This window comes from Vibrio rotiferianus CAIM 577 = LMG 21460 (genome assembly GCF_002741985.1).
Taxonomy (GTDB): Bacteria; Pseudomonadota; Gammaproteobacteria; order Enterobacterales; family Vibrionaceae; genus Vibrio; species Vibrio rotiferianus.
Map to the genome: position 1 here is coordinate 191,677 of NZ_APHW01000104.1, position 19,152 is coordinate 210,828.

The 19,152-nt window shown below is 43.4% G+C and carries 14 protein-coding genes; 5 read left to right on the forward strand and 9 right to left on the reverse strand.

Going from position 1 to position 19,152, the window contains the following annotated elements; all coding sequences use genetic code 11:
- Nucleotide 1: 1 nt before the first annotated feature.
- Complete coding sequence (gene choV / locus B853_RS20565) at nucleotides 2-1,186, forward strand: choline ABC transporter ATP-binding protein (protein WP_038884394.1); 1,185 nt, start codon at nucleotides 2-4, stop codon at nucleotides 1,184-1,186.
- A 95-nt stretch (nucleotides 1,187-1,281) separates the two neighbouring features.
- Here choV and B853_RS20570 read toward each other — a convergent pair whose 3' ends face one another.
- Both B853_RS20570 and B853_RS20575 read right to left on the reverse strand, forming a co-directional pair.
- A complete protein-coding gene (locus B853_RS20570; protein WP_038884396.1) occupies nucleotides 1,282-2,136 on the reverse strand; it encodes a DUF3859 domain-containing protein in 855 nt (284 codons plus the stop codon).
- 262 nt (nucleotides 2,137-2,398) lie between these two features.
- Nucleotides 2,399-3,055 (reverse strand): NAD(P)H-dependent oxidoreductase, encoded by a 657-nt coding sequence (locus B853_RS20575; protein ID WP_038884398.1) that lies wholly within the window; start codon nucleotides 3,053-3,055, stop codon nucleotides 2,399-2,401.
- A 282-nt stretch (nucleotides 3,056-3,337) separates the two neighbouring features.
- Between B853_RS20575 and B853_RS20580 the strand changes: the two genes are divergently transcribed.
- Complete coding sequence (locus tag B853_RS20580) at nucleotides 3,338-3,742, forward strand: globin family protein (protein WP_010451363.1); 405 nt, start codon at nucleotides 3,338-3,340, stop codon at nucleotides 3,740-3,742.
- 64 nt (nucleotides 3,743-3,806) lie between these two features.
- Here B853_RS20580 and B853_RS20585 read toward each other — a convergent pair whose 3' ends face one another.
- From B853_RS20585 to B853_RS20610, 6 genes are all read right to left on the reverse strand, one after another.
- The gene (locus B853_RS20585; protein ID WP_038884400.1) at nucleotides 3,807-4,595 is read right to left on the reverse strand and encodes a slipin family protein; all 789 of its coding nucleotides are present in this window, start codon (nucleotides 4,593-4,595) and stop codon (nucleotides 3,807-3,809) included.
- A gap of 9 nt (nucleotides 4,596-4,604) precedes the next feature.
- Nucleotides 4,605-5,975: an NfeD family protein gene (locus B853_RS20590; RefSeq protein WP_038884402.1), complete on the reverse strand. Its 1,371-nt coding sequence runs from the start codon at nucleotides 5,973-5,975 to the stop codon at nucleotides 4,605-4,607.
- 140 nt (nucleotides 5,976-6,115) lie between these two features.
- Nucleotides 6,116-8,836: an EAL domain-containing protein gene (locus B853_RS20595; protein ID WP_038884404.1), complete on the reverse strand. Its 2,721-nt coding sequence runs from the start codon at nucleotides 8,834-8,836 to the stop codon at nucleotides 6,116-6,118.
- Between the two features lie 415 nt (nucleotides 8,837-9,251).
- Nucleotides 9,252-10,904, reverse strand: a complete 1,653-nt coding sequence (locus B853_RS20600; RefSeq protein ID WP_038884406.1) for a response regulator — start codon at nucleotides 10,902-10,904, stop codon at nucleotides 9,252-9,254.
- Nucleotides 10,905-10,960: 56 nt separating this feature from the next.
- Complete coding sequence (locus B853_RS20605) at nucleotides 10,961-12,103, reverse strand: EAL domain-containing response regulator (RefSeq protein ID WP_038884407.1); 1,143 nt, start codon at nucleotides 12,101-12,103, stop codon at nucleotides 10,961-10,963.
- Between the two features lie 4 nt (nucleotides 12,104-12,107).
- Nucleotides 12,108-15,674 (reverse strand): ATP-binding protein, encoded by a 3,567-nt coding sequence (locus B853_RS20610; RefSeq protein ID WP_038884409.1) that lies wholly within the window; start codon nucleotides 15,672-15,674, stop codon nucleotides 12,108-12,110.
- A gap of 239 nt (nucleotides 15,675-15,913) precedes the next feature.
- Between B853_RS20610 and B853_RS20615 the strand changes: the two genes are divergently transcribed.
- From B853_RS20615 to B853_RS20625, 3 genes are all read left to right on the forward strand, one after another.
- On the forward strand, nucleotides 15,914-16,381 hold the full coding sequence (locus B853_RS20615) for an OsmC family protein (protein ID WP_038884411.1): 468 nt from the start codon (nucleotides 15,914-15,916) through the stop codon (nucleotides 16,379-16,381).
- A 230-nt stretch (nucleotides 16,382-16,611) separates the two neighbouring features.
- Nucleotides 16,612-17,640 carry a DUF2804 domain-containing protein gene (locus B853_RS20620; protein WP_038884413.1) on the forward strand — a complete coding sequence of 343 codons (1,029 nt, stop codon included), beginning with the start codon at nucleotides 16,612-16,614 and terminating at the stop codon, nucleotides 17,638-17,640.
- A 9-nt stretch (nucleotides 17,641-17,649) separates the two neighbouring features.
- Complete coding sequence (locus B853_RS20625) at nucleotides 17,650-18,507, forward strand: sterol desaturase family protein (protein ID WP_038884414.1); 858 nt, start codon at nucleotides 17,650-17,652, stop codon at nucleotides 18,505-18,507.
- A gap of 29 nt (nucleotides 18,508-18,536) precedes the next feature.
- Here the strand turns inward: B853_RS20625 and B853_RS20630 are convergent, their stop codons facing one another.
- Nucleotides 18,537-19,151: an HAD family hydrolase gene (locus B853_RS20630; RefSeq protein ID WP_038884417.1), complete on the reverse strand. Its 615-nt coding sequence runs from the start codon at nucleotides 19,149-19,151 to the stop codon at nucleotides 18,537-18,539.
- Between the last annotated feature and the right edge of the window lies 1 nt (nucleotide 19,152).

Sequence of the window (19,152 nt, forward strand, 5' to 3'; positions counted from 1 at the left end):
CATGGATGCAATTACGATTGAAAACCTCGACGTTGTGTTTGGTCAGCAGCAAGAGCAAGCATTGGCGTTACTCGACCAAGGCAAGTCTCGCCAAGAGATCATTGATGAAACCGGACAAGTGGTTGGTGTTGATAAAGTATCAATGAGCGTCAAACAAGGTGAGATCTGTGTATTGATGGGGCTTTCCGGTTCGGGTAAATCCAGCCTGCTTCGTGCCGTTAATGGTTTGAATGAGATTTCTCGCGGCTCACTCAAAATCAAAGATGGCGACGACATGGTAGAGCTTGCTAACTGTGACGAACAGACTCTACGTAACCTGCGTACTCACCGCGTGTCGATGGTGTTCCAAAAGTTTGCGCTTATGCCGTGGTTAACCGTATTGGATAACGTGGCGTTTGGTCTTGAGATGCAGGGCATTGGCAAAGCGGAACGTCGTAAAAAAGCGCGTGAACAATTAGAAATGGTTGGGCTAAGCGAGTGGGAGAGTAAGTTCCCACATGAGCTTTCAGGCGGTATGCAGCAGCGTGTTGGCTTGGCTCGCGCCTTTGCTATGGATACCGACATCCTACTAATGGATGAACCGTTCTCCGCGCTCGATCCTTTGATTCGTGCTCAGCTTCAAGATGAATTGATTCAACTGCAAGAGAAGCTCAACAAGACGATTTTGTTTGTGAGCCATGACTTAGATGAAGCGCTGAAAATTGGTAACAACATTGCCATTATGGAGTCGGGCAAACTTATTCAACACGGCAAGCCGGAGCAAATCATTCTTGCTCCAGAAAATGAGTATGTGGCGGACTTTGTGGCTCACACTAATCCGCTTAACGTGTTGAAAGGTCGTTCATTGATGCAAGCCAGCACCGAACTTAAGCAGCAGAATGACCGTGTGTTGGTGTGTGCAGATAAGCAGATTTGGGTCGAGCAAGAGCCGAAAGGCTTAACGCTGGTGGATTCCGATAAGTCATTGGTGAATTGGGAAAGCGATTCAACCACACTCGACGACATCGGTGAAAGCACGGTCGTTCAAGCTAACCCAGACATCAGCATGCGTGAGGCGATTGAACTGAAGCAGCGCAGCAATCAACCTATCTTGCTGGTGGAAGAGAACAAGTTAGTGGGCGTATTGAGTGATAACGAGTTGTACGATGCGCTGCTTGGTAATTTTAAGTCCAAGCAAGTGGCGTAGCTGTTTTATATCTTAAAACGTTTGTTACCTTCTTAAAATAAAAAAAGAGCCGCACTGATCAAGTGCGGCTCTTTTCAATTCAATGTCTGTTGTTGTTAAAGCTCGAGTTTTGCGTCAACACAGCTTTCGAAGTCGTCCAAATCACAACCTTTTTTGAAGAACTCCATTTTCTGTTCTTTAGTGTCAGCAAGTTTTGCTGCCGTACGACAGCCAGAAACATCACCTAAATCACAGCTTTTTGCGTAGTAAAGTTGCGCGCCTACTTTATCACGAATGCGCTCTAGACCACGCCATGCAAAGTTGTAACAAGCTTGAGCGTCGTTGTTTTCACAACATGCAGTATGAGCGTCTTGTAGTGGTTTAGGGAAAAGTTCTACTTGAGCATCACAAACTTGCGTCACTTTCGCTGGCATTTTTGGTGGCACTTGAACGAAGAAGTTTTTCTCTGCGATGATTTCATCATTCAGCTTAACTGCCACTGTCCATTTACCGTTTGCAAGTTCTGCTTCTGATTCAAACTGCCACATTGCAAAGTTATCACGACCAAAGTAAAGCGTATCGTTCCAGCTGCTTTGAGTTGAGCCATTGATCTCAGGGTGAGTCACTTCAACGATAACCGGTAGGCTCTTATAAACTTTTCCTTCCGTTGCATCTGGTGTCATCGAAACTGACTGAGTTGCCGTGTAGCTAAAGCCAAAGAAGTTGCCAATTTCTGCAGGAACCGCGAAGCCTTTTTGGAAGTTATAACCAACAAGCTGCTTGTTTTTAAAAGCAGGCGTTGCAAGGCCAGACTTATTGATCTTAGCTGTCGCTCCAACTTTAACTTTGTTTTCAGATGTTTGCTCAATGTTGGTTTGTTGGTTGTTTTGCTCTTCTTTAGTGGTAGCACAGCCACCAAGTAAAATAGAAAGGGAAATTAGGCCAAGTACTGACGCTTTACTGCTGATCATTATAATCCTGCTTATTTTGTGGGAGTTACATCGGATTTTTTATTTGCCAAACAATGCTTTAGATTGGGAGGCTTTAAAGTGAGCGCGCAGTATATAGAGGGGAAACACTCAAGACAATTTGCTTGACTGCTAAGTGTTCAAAGTTTGAGGTTTATATAAAATTAAGGTTAATTTGGTGAGTTTTCGATAAATAGTGAGAGCATAAAACGAGAAGAGAGCCGTATTAACGACTCTCTTCAAGAATACCATCTCGACTCATGACTTATAGGGTAGTAATCACGTCATCGATGTGAAGACGTGCTTTAGGCAGACCGTGGTTGTAGTCTTCGCCGTCTTTGTGGTAGCCGATTGCTAGCGCAACTTCACATACGTGACCGTCGAGTTCTGCTTTGAACTCTTCGCCGATCAATGTTGAGTCAACACCTTCCATTGGAGTAGAGTCGATACCTAGGCGCGCTAGTGTGTGCATAAGGTTACCAAGCGCGATGTAAACTTGCGCTTTTGTCCAACCGCCGTTGTAGCCATTCTCGTCCGTGTTTGCTTCAGCGAAAGCGTAAGCACCCATGAAAGTGTCGTACATCTCTGCTGGTAGGTGACCAGAGGTTACTTCAGCATCAACGCGCTTCGCGAATTTCTCTTTAGTGAATTTTGGATCGTACGCCAGAAGAATAGTGTGAGACGCAGCTTTAGCATGCGGTTGGTTAAACTGGTGCATGTTAGCAAACGTGTCGTGGAAACGCTGTTTCGCTTCGTCACTCTCAAGTACGATAAATTTCCAAGGTTGAGAGTTGATAGAAGAAGCCGATAGGCGAATGGCTTCTTTGATGATTGCCATATCTTCTTGAGAGATGCGTTTCTCTTCGTCGTATTTTTTAGCTGTGTAACGGTTGTTTAGGTCTGTAATGATTTGATGAGACACGTTGATATCCTCTTAAAATTATTCAACAAATGAGGATGCGCTTATCATCGACGACCATGCGTACCTCGAAAGTGAATCCATCATATCGACTTTTATCGAATTGATAATACGTGTTTCGTTTAAATCACTTTCTATTTTTTATTGAAAATAAAATGGGGAATCGGAATGAAGGTAACGCTTTCTACGTGAAGATTCTGTCAAAGCGAGCATTTGTGCCACAGAATTTTGTGGGATTATTAGATTGAGTTCATACTTTAATTAGTTGGTTCAAGGAGAAGAATAATGAACGTAATCGAAGCTTTTAACGACAGCTATGAACGTTGCGTTGCTCACGATGATTTCTTTGATTTGTTTTATGAGAACTTTTGGTCGAAAGGCGAGCACTTCAGACACAAGTTTGATGGTGTGGACATGAAAAAGCAAAAGCGCATGCTCAAAGGGGCCTTGGTCTTTTTGATGATGGCGGACTCTTCGACAGATGCCAGAGATATGATGCGAAAGTACGGCAACAAGCACGGCCAGGGAAATATAGGAGTCTCCCCGGAAGACATCGATATCTGGTTTGAGAGCTTACTTGAAACCGTGAAGCTATGTGACTCTGACTTTGATGAAAGCGTTGACTACGCTTGGAGGCATCGTTTTGAAACTGGGTTGGTGATCATGAAGAAAGAATGTGCCGACGCCTAACATTAAATGCGAGTCGTTAAGAGAGGGAGTAGGTCATTACTACTCCTTTTTCTTATATCTTCGATTATTGTTTTTTCCCTTCTTCACCTTGTGTTTTCTTTACCGATTTAGCGATATCTGACACGGCTTCAACTAGATTGATCGGTAATGGGAATATTATGGTGGAGGTTTTGTCGGTGGTGATCTCCGTTAGGGTCTGCATATAGCGTAATTGCAAAGCATTCGGCGCTTCGTTGAGCATGTCTGCGGCTTCTTTTAACTTGGCAGAAGCTTCTAATTCACCCATTGAATGAATCACTTTTGCACGACGATTCCTTTCTGCTTCGGCTTGACGGGCTAAGGCTCGAACCATGCTGTCGTTAAGATCAACATGTTTCACCTCTACCGTTGCGATTTTAATTCCCCAGTCATCTGTTTGTTGGTCGAGAATAGATTGGAGATCTTTGTTGAGACGTTCGCGTTCTGCCAAAAGTTCATCCAATTCATGCTGCCCAAGGACTGAGCGGAGTGTTGTTTGCGCTAACTGACTTGTCGCATCGCTGTAGCTTTCGATGTTATTGATGGCCATTTGCGGATCGACGACTCGGAAATAAACCACTGCATTGACACGCACAGAGACGTTATCACGGGTAATTAAGTCTTGGGTCGGAACATCCAATACAATGGTTCGTAGGTCAACACGAACCATTTGTTGAATAAATGGAATAAGGATTATCAACCCCGGACCTTTCACCTCTTGAAAGCGTCCTAAGAAGAAGACAACGCCACGTTCATATTCGCGCAGCACTTTGAACATTTGCGTTGCCAGTGCAAACAGTAAAACCAGTATAACGGCAACAGTGTAGAGCATCATAATCGCCTCCTATCCTTTAGGGCGGTCATTAGGCTTCACAGTTAAGGTCAGCCCTTCCACGTTTATTATGGTGACTTGGTCACCTTGTTTGAGTTGTTCACTTGCTTTGGCTTTCCAGAGCGCGCCTTCTAACTGCACTCGACCTGTGCCATCGATAAAGTCATCACTTACAATGGCTAGTTTTCCTGGGTAGGCTTCTAAACCTGTTGTGGCTTTCCTGTTTCGTATTCTCAGTAATAAACCTACGGTAATGATGATCAGTGCGATGGAGAAAATCGCTATTCCGAATATGAGGGGAAGGGCGATTTGAAAACCAGGTAGCTCGCTGTCCATCAAGAAAACGGAACCCAGCACAAATGCAACAACGCCTCCCAGCCCGAGTACGCCAAAACTTGGGCTGAAAGCTTCCGCGATCATCAGCGCGATACCGAGTAAAATAAGCCCCAAGCCCGCATAGTTTACTGGCATCATTTGTAGGGCGTACATTGCTAGTAGTAAGCAAATGCCTCCCAATACGCCGGGTAAACCGATACCAGGATTGTAGAACTCAAGTAATAGCCCATAAATACCAATGAGCATCAATATGTAAGCCACATTTGGGTTAGTGATAACGGCCAACATTTCTGCGCGCCAGTCAGGGACGCGTTCAATGAATACGGGATTTTCTAGTGACAACGTCACGCTCATGCTGTTTAACTTGATGCTTTTGCCCGAAGCTATCTTTACCAACTCTTGCGGAGAGGCTGCTATGTAATCAATGACCCCGAGCTCTAGAGCCTCTTGTGCATCGAGGCTTGCTGCCTCACTAACCGCTTTTTCGGCCCATTCTGCGTTCCTACCGTGAAGCTTAGCGAGCCCCTTTATATATGCTTTTGCGTCATTGACGACTTTCTTTTCCATTGTGGTTTTTGTGGTGACTTTATCGGACGATTGCTCAGGAGCAGCCTCTTCCTTGTTTTCATCGCTTTCTTTTTCTGAAGAAGGTTGTTGAGGTGCACCGCCAAGGGCGACAGGCGTAGCAGCTCCTAAATTGGTCGCTTCAGCCATGGCGGCAATATGACTTGCCAGAAGAATATAGGTACCAGCACTAGCTGCGCGAGAACCAGAAGGCCCAACCCAAGTCGCCACGGGAACGGTGGAGGTAGTGATTGCTCTGATGATATCTCTCATCGAGCTATCTAGGCCCCCTGGGGTGTCCATTTTCAAGATGACTAGATCAGCACCTTCTGCATTTGAAAGCTCGATCTCACGGACTAGGTAATCACTGATTGCGGGGCCAATAGCGCCTTTGACCGGAACTACCCAGATTTCACTCGCGGCATTAACGTTACTTGTGACGAGTGTAAAAAATAGGGCAAGCCAAGCATATAAATGTCTCATAGAGCCCTCCTTGTGCAATAACTAAAGTATAGCTATAGCAGGGCTAATCCTCGGAAATTGTTAGTAATAAGCTGTAAATGAATATGTACAAAAAAGCGCCACTAGTTTTTGCTAGTAGCGCTTCGGCATTTTAGATGGGGTTAAAGTGATGAAAACTGATCCAAGATGTCTTGCTTTGGCATCGGTTTGTAGAAGTAAAAACCTTGGAGCTCATCGATACTCCAAACCTTAAGCTTCCGTACTTGGCTCGCTGTCTCTACGCCCTCTGCGACGATGGTTAGCCCCAATTCTTGAGCCATGCTTGCGATATTTCTGACTAAGGTTTTTGCTCTGTCATTTGTTTCAATTTGATCAATATATGATTTATCCAGCTTCACGATATCGAGAGGGAAACTACATAAACTGCTAAATGAGGCATAGCCCGTACCAAAGTCGTCTAAGGCAAGCTGTATGCCGAGTTGTTTCACTTCGTTAATACGATGAATGGTTTCAGCTTCCACTCCCATCAACATACTTTCCGTAATTTCGATGACAAGCTGGCCTGCTTCAACGCAGTTATTATCTAAGGCTTGTTTTAGATGTGAGGTTAAATTGGCATGGTAAAAATGCTGCGTGCTTAGATTTACATGCATATTGAGAGCATTAAGCCCTTGCTGTTTTCTCGTTTTATTTAGCTGATTCAGGAATTCACATGCTTGCTCTAAAATTGATTCACCTAACTCAACAATCAGTTTTCCTTGCTCCGCTATTGGAATAAACACCGCAGGAGAGATAACACCAAGAACAGGATGAATCCAGCGAGCTAGGGCCTCAAAACCAATAACTTCCCCTGACTGGGTGTTAAGAATCGGTTGGTAGTAAGGAATAATCTCACGATTTTTGATCGCGAGCTCAAGATCCCTGTTAATGATCATTGCGGTCTGAGCTTGGGAAGAAAGTTCCTCAGCAACAACCACAACTTCGCTCATCTGATTTCCAGGTAATGACGAGGCAGAGTAGCGTGCGATTTGCAAAAGATGTTCTGATGGCTCGTGAGTGATAGCGGGATCGATAATCACGGCTTTGCTTTCTAGGTTAAGTAATAATCCAGAAAGCTCGACTTTGTGAGACAAACGATCAAGCAGTTTATTCGTTGCATCCACGACTTGTTGATTGTCGCTATGGCTGCAGTCAGGCACCAAGACGATAAATTCACTTTCACTAATTCGTCCAATTTGGTATTCACCGAGGACTGTTTTCATCGATGCGGAGATGTATTTAATTGCTTCGTCGAAGACGCGGTGTCCATATAGTTGTGAAATTTGCTGTATATTCTCGCAGCTAATATAAACAAAAGAGAAGCGATTCGGAGATTGACGAATTAAGTCGTTAAGTGCGCCCAAGATAATGACTCTGTTACAAAAGCCTGATATCGGGTCGTAATCTGTCAATTCCTGGATTAGTTGTGCCTGCTGCTTCTTCTCTCTCAAATCATGAATCAGTAACATCAGAGCGTTACAGCCGTTGTGTTGTACAAGTGTTGCTTCTAAGGAGCAATCAATCACTTGCTGTTTACTGTCCAACATTTGAGCTTCAAACATGGTTGTACCGTCGTTTACCATCTTGAACATCATATCCACATGGCACTCTTCTGTATCTGAGGCGCATAACGAGTCTAAAGGACGGTCAATGATATCATCTCTTTGGTACTTCAACATGTCCAAAGCTTGTTGATTGATGTCGACAATATTACGCTCAATCACGATCAGCATTCCCAGCGATGAACTGCGATAAAGCGCGCCCAACTTTTGCATGGAATCTTTAAGCTGAGTCTTTGTGATTGAGGTGTTTTCAGAGAGTTTTTCAACGAGCTTGGTTGCGACTTCGAGTTCGTCAGATGTGACGGAACGGAGATCTTCAAGGTGATATTGCGACGCGAGTTGTCTTATACCTTGAGAAAAATGGTTAAAGCGTATTGCGACGCGATTCTTAAACACCCAATAGGTACTCGAGGCTATCGCAGTTGCAACAACGCCAACAGTAGCGAATAAATAAAGGAATAGCGTATTTCCTTTTTCGTAATGTGCACGCTGGGAGTCTGTTTTAAGCAGTGCGATAGGTTGATTTGATACATTAGTCAGCACTGACCAGAGTGTGATGTTGTTGCCGTTTTTATTAACTTTACCAGCTAAGCTCTCACTCTTTGCAGTTGCGTTAAGTTCAACCAATTGGTTGTTTGCAGTAAGAATCGAGCTAAAGTTACCCGGAAAGCGAAGATTTAAATCTCGCCCCCAGACAAGCCAGCCTGGAGAGTTTTGATCTCCTTCACTGTTCCTTACCGGGGTTAAGCTAATCGACCATACATGCTGGTTGATTTTAAATAGCCCTGCCATGCTATCACGGTGGATATCAAGGGTATTGTTCGCGTTTGATATATGGTCTTTGACTTCAGGTAAAGAGATGACTTGCTTTACAAATTCATACGATTGCTGTTTATCTTGTTCGCGAGTCAAAGAGTCAAGAATTTTGCCTTCAAGCGTGACAAACACCATCAAGTCGAGTGCAAGTGTGTCGATAGACTCTATGTAGAGGTTTCTGTCCCGGTAAGCGTCAATGTCACCATCTTTGAGTAAGTAATAGGTCTCATCCCAATGCGCCCAGTCATAGGAGCTCTCTTCTTGCTGATTAACCATCATGTCAATGACTGCATGAGCCTGTTGATTAGCATGGGTAATTTCTGTTCTTTCCAGCTCATCAAGGCTATACAGAAAAAAATAGCGACTGATGAAAAGAAAGCTAATGATCATGCCTAGCAAACCGAGCGAAAAATACAGCGCAGTTTTGTATCTTAGGTTCAATGTTAGCAAGCGAAAGTTCGGCATAGAGGATTACTTGTTGTATTTATTTGGTGAAATTGTACGACATCTTCTATATCAATAACGTGATGTCAAGCTACAGTGGTCTTACCTTAAATTTCACTTTGATACATTTGTAAGTAATTGATCGTTTGCTATTTAAGGTACAATTTAAAGGTATGTTTTAAAACCCCTACAGCGACAAGGGGTTAACTGAAACTGTTGGTTTATAGACGATATAATTCGAATGCGATTAATTCGTCATCGAAAATTTGTAGGAAATGTGATGCTTGTAGTTCAAAGGCTTTTAAAGCTTGCCGTAATTTGTGCGATTTTCTTTACCGTGTTTGACCTAATTCAATACGGCCATATTACGTGGATTGATCGTTTGATAGGAAGGTAAGTTTCTTCTATGGAGCCAGTTCCGTTGGCTCCGCTATGATCAATATTGCTTCTTTTTTTCATTCAATTCAGCCTGAATGCTGATTTCTAGTGCTCTATTGTAAAACTTAAGATAGTTGGTTTTTTCTAGCTCTTCGGCACTTACCAACTGTTGGATAATGGTATCGCAGCGTTGAATAAGAGCTTGAACTTCCAAAGCCGTTTTGTCTGAAGGCCATGCCCGAGTTAGGATTTTGATAATGTTTATGCAAACGGTACGCAGCATTGGGCATCGAAGTTGAAGCTCGATTAATGCATCCAATAGTGCTGGATAATCTTCCTCATGCGCCCTTATTTTTGTGTATTGCTCCTGCATCCAAGCCTGACGTGCACGATTCTCAGCTTCTAGTGTTTGTCCTAGGGTAATTTTGCTCGATAGTATGGTATCGCTCGAGTCAGTCTGCAGGTTATCAAAGCACCAAGTAATTGCGGTCGCAAACTCAGTCTCAAAGTTCATTTCATGTAATAACCAAGCGAGATGGTATTGGGCGTAGAAATGACGAAATGGGTTTCGACGATAGAGATCGCTCAGTACTTTGAAGGCCTTCATATAGTTGCCATCTTCAGCGGCAATATGCGCAGCAATGAGGTCGAGCTCATCCTGAAATTGGAACCCTTCAGCACTGGTTACTAGAGCTTTAAAATGTGCTTTTGCCTGGCGTAACAAATCCTCACGGCCACTGAGTTTTCTGTGGCAATACAGTAAAATTCGGATGAGATTCATCTTACTGTAAGCATTATTACGATAGGTATCTTTGTTGATCTCTAAATAGTTGTAATAATGATCAAGCGCCAACTTGTACAATCCTTCTGAAAGACACAAGTTCACGATAACCAGTTCTCGTTCCGAGTTACCTTCCACTAATTTGTTTGCGAGTGCTAAGTGTTTAATGGCCTCGGGAATCTCTCGTTTAACAATCCCATAAGCTGCTGCACATTCACGTATCTGAACGTTATTCGGTGAGCTTTTAAGTAGCTCTTGTACGATGTGTTGTGCTTCATCCGTTTCCCCCAGCATCATTAAAGAGTTAGCTAAGCCTACTTTTGCCCAGTTAACCTCTTTGCGTTCGATGACTTTCTGATAAACCACTTTTGCTTCTTCATGCAATTTAAGCTTTGTTAAGAAGTCTGCGCGAAACTTCTCCACGATAAAGTAATATTCGGGATGGAAAGGAGACAATTCATCGCAGGCAAGTAAGCCTGCATTCCAGTTATTTTCTAGCTCCGCTTTATAGATATCATTAAGGGCTTCCTTACGGCGAATCGCGGAAGATATCCGTTCTTTTAAAGTCACGGAGTTAAATGGTTTTAGTAGATATTCATCCGGTTTTAACTCAATGATAGCGCGCACGATGGATGCTGAGTTTTCCCCTGTGACAAGAATGAACAAGGTTTCTGATCGAATCAGCTTAAGGTGCTTCAACTCTTCGAACAGTTGTTTGCCATTCATGCCTTTACCAAAGTTATAGTCGCAGATAACAACGTCTAGTGTTTCACGTTGAGCGATGGTTATCGCCCCTTTGGCAAGCCTAGCACTAAGAATGCGTTTGTCTGAAAATCCGAGTTTAGTCAGCATGTTTCGTAAAGTCAGCACAACGACAGGGGCATCATCTACGATTAAAACATTGAGTTCAGAAAATGATTTGTTACTCATGAAATTTAATATCAACAAAACAACAGCAGTGGATAGAAACGCTCCAAGCTTGCGCGTTAGAGCAATTCAATCAGTTGAGAAATAGGTAGGGGCTTTGATGCAATGTAACCTTGAAAAAGGTCTACCCCAATTTCGTTTAAGTAAGTCAAAGTTGCATGGTCTTCAACGCCCTCTGCAACGGAGCGTAATCCGAGTGACGTAGCAAGTTGCACACAGGCTGCAATTAGCTGGCGGCTTTTGTAATTTTGAACCGCATTACCAATAAACTTCTGATCAATTTTTAGTTCAGTGAATGGTAACGTCGCCAATTGGCTCAAAGATGAATAGCCCGTCCCGAAATCGTCAATCGCTAACCCAACTCCTCTCAGTCGTAAATTGGCTAAATTGGCCAATGAAATAACGCATGAGTTATATACCTCATCTTCGGTTAATTCGAGAGTTAGCCGTTCCACCGCAAATAGAGAACGCTCACAGAACTCCAGGAGTTGTTCGCTCATTGGTGTTTGCAGCGTCTTTTGATTCATGTTTATTGAAAGCAGCAATTGGTTATCGAAACGAGATAGATCGTTTAGTGCGGTTTCTAATGAGACCCAAAACAATTTGTCCAACATGTTGTGTTTGGTCATTGCGCTAAGAAACGCATTTGGTCCCAACACACCATGTGTAGGATGTTCACAACGAATCAGCGCTTCAACACCAATGATCTTGTTGTTAGATACTTGGTATTGGGGCTGGTAGTAATTACGAAACCAGCCTTGGTCAAAGCCTTGATTAATATCCTCAACGGAGAGCGAGACCATTTGCTTACCCGAATCTGATGGGGAAGCGATAGCCTTAAAGTCAGACAATATGTCTTCTAAGGTACCTAAAGCGATGGGCTTAACTAGGGAGCGAACAAAGCAATAGCCGGCGGACACGCACATACTATAAGTAATATCGACGACATCTTTGTTTGCCGCGCTAAGAATCACCACGCCGGTAGGGCGCTGAGCTTCAGATAGTGACGATAGTAAGTCAATGCCATTTAAACCCGGTAAGTTTAAATCACAAAACATTAGGTCGATTTGTTGCTTGGCACACAATGGAGCGACCTCTTTGCCGGAATGCAGCAGCTGAATGTTGGCGCTAGTGTAACGGCTCAGTAAAATCTTCAGGTTTGTCGCTTGTAGAATGTCGTCTTCAACAATCAATATATTCATTTAACTACGCTCTGTTATCTAGCCACGCTTTCGTGCTAGACAAAATCTCTTCAAGTATTTTTATCAGTGCGTCCTTACTAACTTGCTCTTTGTCTGAGCCTATCCATTGTTCACATGTTTTTGCAGCTTGCTCTAGTTCACCAATAGAGAGTGCCGCTGCTGAGCCCTTAATTCTATGGGCGACAGATTTAAGAGGTTCTTCAGCACTGTTTAGTAGCGCTTTGTCTGAGGCAAAAGCCATGAGTACCACCTCTGCAATTTCAACCTGCTCATCCACGTGGTAACTATCAAGCCAACATCTGGTTTGGTTTACTGAGCTCGGCGGTAAGTACCTTTCAAAAATGCCTCTGAGTGTTTCGATAGAGTATGGTTTGAAAATGACTTCGTTCATTCCAGCTGCTGATGCTTTTTCCAACACATACTTAGCGTTGTCTGCAGTACAGCCGACAATAGGCAGTGCATTCAACATTGGATGATTCTTTATTTTTTGGGTTAATTGATACCCATCCATGTGTGGCATATGACAATCAGTGATGATCAAATCGTATGCGAGCTCTTCTTTCTCAATAGATTCGATCAGTGTTTTGAAAGCAGACTCTCCACTCGACATAACCGTTGCTGGAACACCAATGCTGTCGAGTTGCTTTTTGAACAGCAAGCGGTTGATCGGATCATCATCAACTACCATCACATGACCTGACACAGATAGTGATTGCTGCGGCTTATCTTGACCTTGTTTGGATGTTCGGTTTAGCAGGGCATGATAAAGCGTGTCTGGGTAGAAGTTTGAACTCCCAGATTCTGGCTCTAATGCCGATGCATACAAACCGAACTCATCAACAGGTACTTCCCAGCAATTCAACCAAGCTTCGGTTTGGCTATTGTTGCAAGCAACTGGTCCAGTATTTAAAAGTTGAATCTGTCTACCAACCATTGGAATGCTGATGATGACAGAAGTACCAATATTGGGTTGGCTACTCACACTAATACTGCCTGCCATTAAGTCCACCAAACTTTTTACAATAGACATGCCAAGGCCAGTGCCGCCAAAGCGTCGTGTAATGGTTTCATCCCCTTGGATAAACGGTAGGTAGAGGGATGATACTTGCTCTGGAGTCATTCCACATCCGGTATCGGATATACCCATGACCAACTGAGAATCTGTTGAAGCGATAGAAACTTCAATATTGCCTTCATGGGTGAATTTGAGGGCATTACTCAACAAATTATTTATAATTTGATTTATGCGAAGCCAGTCAAGGTCAACGTCCGCAAATGCGTTTGGTGGCCAATCGACAATAAATCTAAGCCCTTTTTGCTCAGCGTTCTTTTCAAAGCTACGAAGAATTGGCCCCAATTCGCTATAAAGGTTTCCGTTGCAGATGTCTAACTGAAGTTGGTTTGCTTCAATCTTTGAGAAATCCAATATATCGTTTACGTGCAGCTTCAAACGATCGGCTGAAAGCATCGCATTTCTTAACAGTTCTTTGCTCTCTGGCTTCGTAAGATCCTCTTCCAACAGCTCCATTAGGCCCAACATGGCGGCAATAGGAGTTCTCAGCTCATGGCTCACTACAGCTAAGAAGTGGTTCCGTGACGCAATTGCTTGCTCTAATTCGGCTTCTTTTCTCTTGAGCACTGAAATATCGTCGAAGACCGTCATCTGGTATTCGTTACCATCAGACGGGTGTTTTATTGTCTGCTGGTGGACACGGTACATGTGATCATCAAGTTTTAAGTGTTTAGACTCATGTTCTAATGAGGATGCCTTGTCAAATTTTACCGTTTTCAGAAAGAGCTGCTTCTCATCAACCGACGCAGTGCTGTATTTAGTGCAGCGCTCCATTACTGACAAATACCGCTGATTAGCTAATACTTGTTGACTGCTCTTGTCCGTTATGACGATCAAGTTGGGCACATTATCTAAGATTGATGAAAGCCACTGGTTTTCAGTGCGTTTGATTTTTGACTCAAGCTCTCTTCTTCGCAGTGTTCTAGACAATCTATCCGTGTGCATGAAGTAAATCATCAGAGCAATAAGGAACACACAAGTTCCTACCAGCGCCCAAATGACGACTAACTTCTTATCGATACCATAAGTGATCATCACCTTGTTATGACGTTCAATTAATTGCTCGATCTCCTCTTTGGACGTAACGGTGAGCACCGTATTAAGTATCTTGTGTAAGAACGCAGATTCACTACGTAACTCCATGCCGATTGGAGATGTTAGGTCGTAAGCTGTTGGCGCAGTTACAGGTACAAAAAGCTTCTCGAACCCTTTGTAGTAGTGGTTATCAATAATGCTCTTATTGACGAAGGCATGAGAAGCTTTGCCCGAAGCAAAGGCATTCATCAGCGCCTCGAAATCTCGGTACACCGGATATTGTTTGAACTTTTCATTTTGATGAAAGTGGGTGTAAAAGTTACCACTGCGATCCAAGATGGCAGTGGTTTGCTTTCCTTTGATTTGTGTTGCTCTTATGTAGCTAAACTTGAGCTCAGAATACGGTTGTGTCGCGATAAAATCGCGGCGATCGATATTATTCGTATTGCGAGCTGGCAAGAGGTCAACGACGCCGTCTTTTAACATCTGTTCGACATCATGACCTTGAGGATCGATATATTCGAATGACAATAAGCTACGTTGGGCTAGCAGTTTCAATAGGTCGTGAACGTATCCTCGCAGTCTTCCTGTTTGCGGATCAATATAAGAGAGAGGATACAAATCATCTTCTATCGTGTATCGAATTGCTGTTCGGCCTTCTTGTTTTTCAAGTACTTTTAGCATCATGTCGTTATGCAATATATTGATATTTGCTTCTATTTCGACATGAGTATTCTGAGTGTTTTTTGTGTGCTCAATATACTTGTTGATGATTGACATCAACTCAGGGTTACTATTATTGGTCGCAATAGAGACTTCGCCTTTTGATAGCGACTTGTCGTATATCACTTCACCAACGAGTTCACCGTTAACGTTCTGAAAACCATAGCTATTGAGGGTTGAGAGGCCCACAATTGCGGCATCGGCAATCCCAGTGTTTAAAGACTGAAACAGCATTTCGTTGTTATTGACGATATGAAGCTTATTGTAATCCTGCGTTTTTGCGAGGTCGCATGCGCTCGAATTTCTCACACATGCCCACACTAGTTCGTCTAAAGGTTTGGACTTTAGAGAGCTGTCTCTGAGCCAAATTAAGCGTAGAGTATTGAAGATAGGCTGTGAGAAAAGAAAGTCGGCGCTTCGAGCTTGTGTCGCAACAAAGCCAACTGTCAAATCGATCTCGTTCGCTTTTAACGCGGCAAAAAGCGCTTGTATATTGGAAAATGGGACATACTCCGGTGTTATGCCCAACTCTCCCGTCATTGTTTCAGCGTACTCAATATTGATACCTTCTTTTGAGCGAATATCGCCCCAGTAAGGTAACCAGTTTCCTTCTAGCACACCGACTTTTAGTGATGGGTTGTTTTTTAGATAAGTTTGCTGCTCTTTGCTTAAAAGATCAGCGGCAGAAATAGCAAATGTAATAGATGACAATGCAATCAATAAAAGACTTTGAATTTTCACTAATTCTTTAAACTCAATAACTTATCAGAATGAAAAATGGGGTCGGATAGTATATGTTTTCACCACTTCAGCCAATTTGTCTTGTTTGTCGTATCGATAAGTGAGTTTTCTAGGTGGCTAATTCTCAGCCAGTGGTAATGTAGTTGATGGTTTGAGACACGGAATGAGTAAATGGCCTTTAACATTCAAGCAATTTATCAGTATGGTGAAGCTCTTAACCACTTTGACAAGGAAGTGATATGTCTCGACACATCGCCACCGTTCATTGGCAACGTCAGCCTCAGGAAGTTTTCAGTGATAATTTATATAGTCGTGCGCATGTATGGCAGTTTGATGGTGGCGTGACCGTACCCGCTTCACCATCGCCTCATGTTGTACCATTGCCACTTTCAGTCGAAGAGAACGTTGATCCAGAAGAAGCGTTTGTTGCCGCGCTTTCAAGTTGTCATATGTTGGTGTTTCTCTCCATTGCAGCGAAACGTCGCTACGTGATCGACAGCTATATTGATGAGGCGTTTGGAGAACTTTCAGTAGGAGAAAATGGCAAAGAGTGGGTTTCGAAAGTAGTGCTTAGACCAAACATTGTCTTTTCTGGAGATAAGCAACCGACACGTGAACAGTTAGCGAAAATGCACCACATGGCACACGAAAACTGCTTTATTGCCAACTCAGTGAAGACGGATGTCGTTACAGAGTTAGTGGATTAAGGGAGAGTGACGTTATAGGTGATAAGGCTGGTATTCAATCGTAATCAGCTTGCTATCTAACCCCAAGTTAAAGCTCTAATTAACTGTCTAATGGCTTGAATGTGAGTGACTTGTTTCACACTTTGAGTCATTAAAAGTCGGAGCCTGAACCAATGTTGTGCAGTGGCGCAAATAGTTTGTTGTTAAATTAATGTTAATATCGAATGGTGTGTCATTGATTAATAACGAGCATGGATGTGCGAACGCCTTTGAATCCCTTTATTCAAGCTAATGGAATTCCTCAATTTGGTCACTTAGCATCAATACCGGAATCGCTTCAGTTAGATACTTTCGTGTATCTCAATGAAATGGATCTGCCCGCGTCGAGTTGGCGTAAGCGGTTCGACTACAAGCAATTCCAGTTTATTTCCATCGTCACGTCGAAATACATTATTGGTGTCGCAATTGCAGATATTCGCTATTTGGCGTCTGGTTTTTGCTATGTGTTTGATACAGAAAACCATGAGCTAGTTGAACAGCAGTGGTTAAAGCCGCTTAATATGGGTTATCAAACGCAACCTTCTAGCTGGAATAGCCAAGCATATCTCGCTAATGATGCAATCCAGTTCAATATTGAAAATGGGCAGTGGCATATAAAGCTTGCCACGAATCTTGTTCAAGCGGATTTGATGCTCTTAGCTGATTCAAAATCTCAAACTGAGCAAGAAAGCTTACCCTTGATGCTTTGCACACCAACAGCATACTCAGGATGGACCTATACCCAAAAACATAATGCACTCACCGTACAAGGTGAAATGAGTGTGAAAGGGCAGCAACAAGACTTGGTGAATGCGGTTGCTGGGTATGATTTCTCGGCTGGGTATATGCGAAGAGAAACCAGTTGGCGATGGGCGAGTATCAATCATCAAGATGAAGATAAACGCATTGGACTTAACCTAGCGGCTGGGGTGAACGAAACGGGGTATTGTGAAAACGTCATTTGGATTGATGGTGAACGTCATCTGATGTCACCCGTACAGTTTGATTTTTCCCGCATGCATCAAGAAGCGTCATGGCGGATCACTTCGCAAGACAAGCGCATTAACTTGGTATTTACGCCTAAAAATCAACGTTCTGAGAAAAAGAACTTCTGGTTTTTGAAAAGCAATTTCCGTCAATTTGTCGGTTACTTCTCTGGCTATTTGATTGATGGCAATGGCATTAAGCACGAACTCGACGAGGTGATGGGACTCACCGAAGATCACTACGCGAAATGGTAGGAACGGACTATGGAATGGTCACAGATTACGGAACATCCTGATTTATTGCTGATGCTGCTCGCGCCAATATTCTTTCTCTGTATTGCGGCGGAATATTGGTTTGGACAGCGCGGCGGGAGATTACCAGAGAATGCGCGATATTATTTGCCCGAGGTGGTGTGTAATTTCGTTCTAGCGGGGCTTCATCAAGCAACAGATATTTTGACAGGGCTGTTGATCGCTAAGCTGTATTTATGGTGGTTTGGCTGGCGTCTGTTTGACATTGAGATGACCGTCTCTACTTTCTTGCTGCTGATGGTTTTACAGGACTTCTTCTATTACTGGTTCCACCGTGCAAGTCATCGCATTCGTTGGATGTGGGCTGCCCATGTGGTACACCACAGTTCAGAGCGCATGAACTTCAGTACTGCATTCCGTCAAAGCTTGATGTACCCATTGGCTGGAATGTGGTTATTTTGGCTACCTTTGGTCATTATTGGCTTTGATCCTAAATGGGTTGTGTTTGTGGTGTTACTCAACCTTGGGCTGCAGTTCTTTGTTCATACCCAATCGATTCGTTCTCTCGGGCCTTTGGAATGGGTCTTCAATACGCCATCCCATCACCGTGTGCATCATGGGGTAAATCGTCAATATATCGATAAAAATTATGCCGGGGTACTGATCATCTGGGATCGTATATTTGGCACCTTCGAACCAGAAGTGGAAACGGTTCGTTATGGCATCTCTAAACCCGTCAACAGCTTCAACCCAATCACAGTAACGTTCGCTGAATGGAAAGACATGATCAAAGAAGTGACTCGTCCTAACTTGTCTTGGCGTCAGCGGTGGCGGTGCTTGTTTGCGCCACCGTCCGACACTATAGAGTAGTGGTTCAGATTGGTTAACTAAATGTCACCCTATTTGTTATGAGCCAAATGAAATAAACTAAGTAAATCGCCTAGTTGCTCAAGAGCGACGGATGCAGATGGAATAAAGTCTTCTGGATTCCCATGGTGAATCAAGCAGGAGGGCATTTCAGCGTTAAATGCCGCTTGCAAATCATACAAGTGATCCCCGACATAGAGCACCTCGTTGGGCAACAAGCGCCAATCTTTAGCCAATACTTGTAGTGAAAGCGGATCGGGTTTGGGTGGGTAACACTCTCTCGTGATCACGATTTCAACGTTGATTTGATTGTGTTCGAGTTTCTTCTGTGTCGCAATTAAACAGTTGCGGGTTACAATCGCTGTCTTGATTTGTTGGCCGTGTAAGTGGTCTAACAGTTCATGGCATCCTGGCATCGGTGACGAATGTTCCGCATCAGAAATCTCATAGTCAAAGATAACATTGTGGGCGTGTTCTTTATGATGTGGGTGATCAAGTGCTTCTACAAAATCCAATAAGTCCTCATCTGATGGGCAGCCGAGCTGATGTCTTAACTGGCTGAAATTCATATCAGAACTGACAAGTGTATTGTCTAAGTCAAAAATAACAGCCTTGATATTTTCAATTTGTAATGGGAAAGGAACCATA

Bases quoted from the DNA above. Each gene is read 5' to 3' on its own strand.
- choV (WP_038884394.1), top strand. From the start codon at position 2: ATGGATGCAATTACGATTGAAAACCTCGACGTTGTGTTTGGTCAGCAG.
- B853_RS20570 (WP_038884396.1), bottom strand. From the start codon at position 2,136: ATGATCAGCAGTAAAGCGTCAGTACTTGGCCTAATTTCCCTTTCTATT.
- B853_RS20580 (WP_010451363.1), top strand. From the start codon at position 3,338: ATGAACGTAATCGAAGCTTTTAACGACAGCTATGAACGTTGCGTTGCT.
- B853_RS20585 (WP_038884400.1), bottom strand. From the start codon at position 4,595: ATGATGCTCTACACTGTTGCCGTTATACTGGTTTTACTGTTTGCACTG.
- B853_RS20590 (WP_038884402.1), bottom strand. From the start codon at position 5,975: ATGAGACATTTATATGCTTGGCTTGCCCTATTTTTTACACTCGTCACA.
- B853_RS20595 (WP_038884404.1), bottom strand. From the start codon at position 8,836: ATGCCGAACTTTCGCTTGCTAACATTGAACCTAAGATACAAAACTGCG.
- B853_RS20600 (WP_038884406.1), bottom strand. From the start codon at position 10,904: ATGAGTAACAAATCATTTTCTGAACTCAATGTTTTAATCGTAGATGAT.
- B853_RS20605 (WP_038884407.1), bottom strand. From the start codon at position 12,103: ATGAATATATTGATTGTTGAAGACGACATTCTACAAGCGACAAACCTG.
- B853_RS20615 (WP_038884411.1), top strand. From the start codon at position 15,914: ATGTCTCGACACATCGCCACCGTTCATTGGCAACGTCAGCCTCAGGAA.
- B853_RS20620 (WP_038884413.1), top strand. From the start codon at position 16,612: ATGGATGTGCGAACGCCTTTGAATCCCTTTATTCAAGCTAATGGAATT.
- B853_RS20625 (WP_038884414.1), top strand. From the start codon at position 17,650: ATGGAATGGTCACAGATTACGGAACATCCTGATTTATTGCTGATGCTG.
- B853_RS20630 (WP_038884417.1), bottom strand. From the start codon at position 19,151: ATGGTTCCTTTCCCATTACAAATTGAAAATATCAAGGCTGTTATTTTT.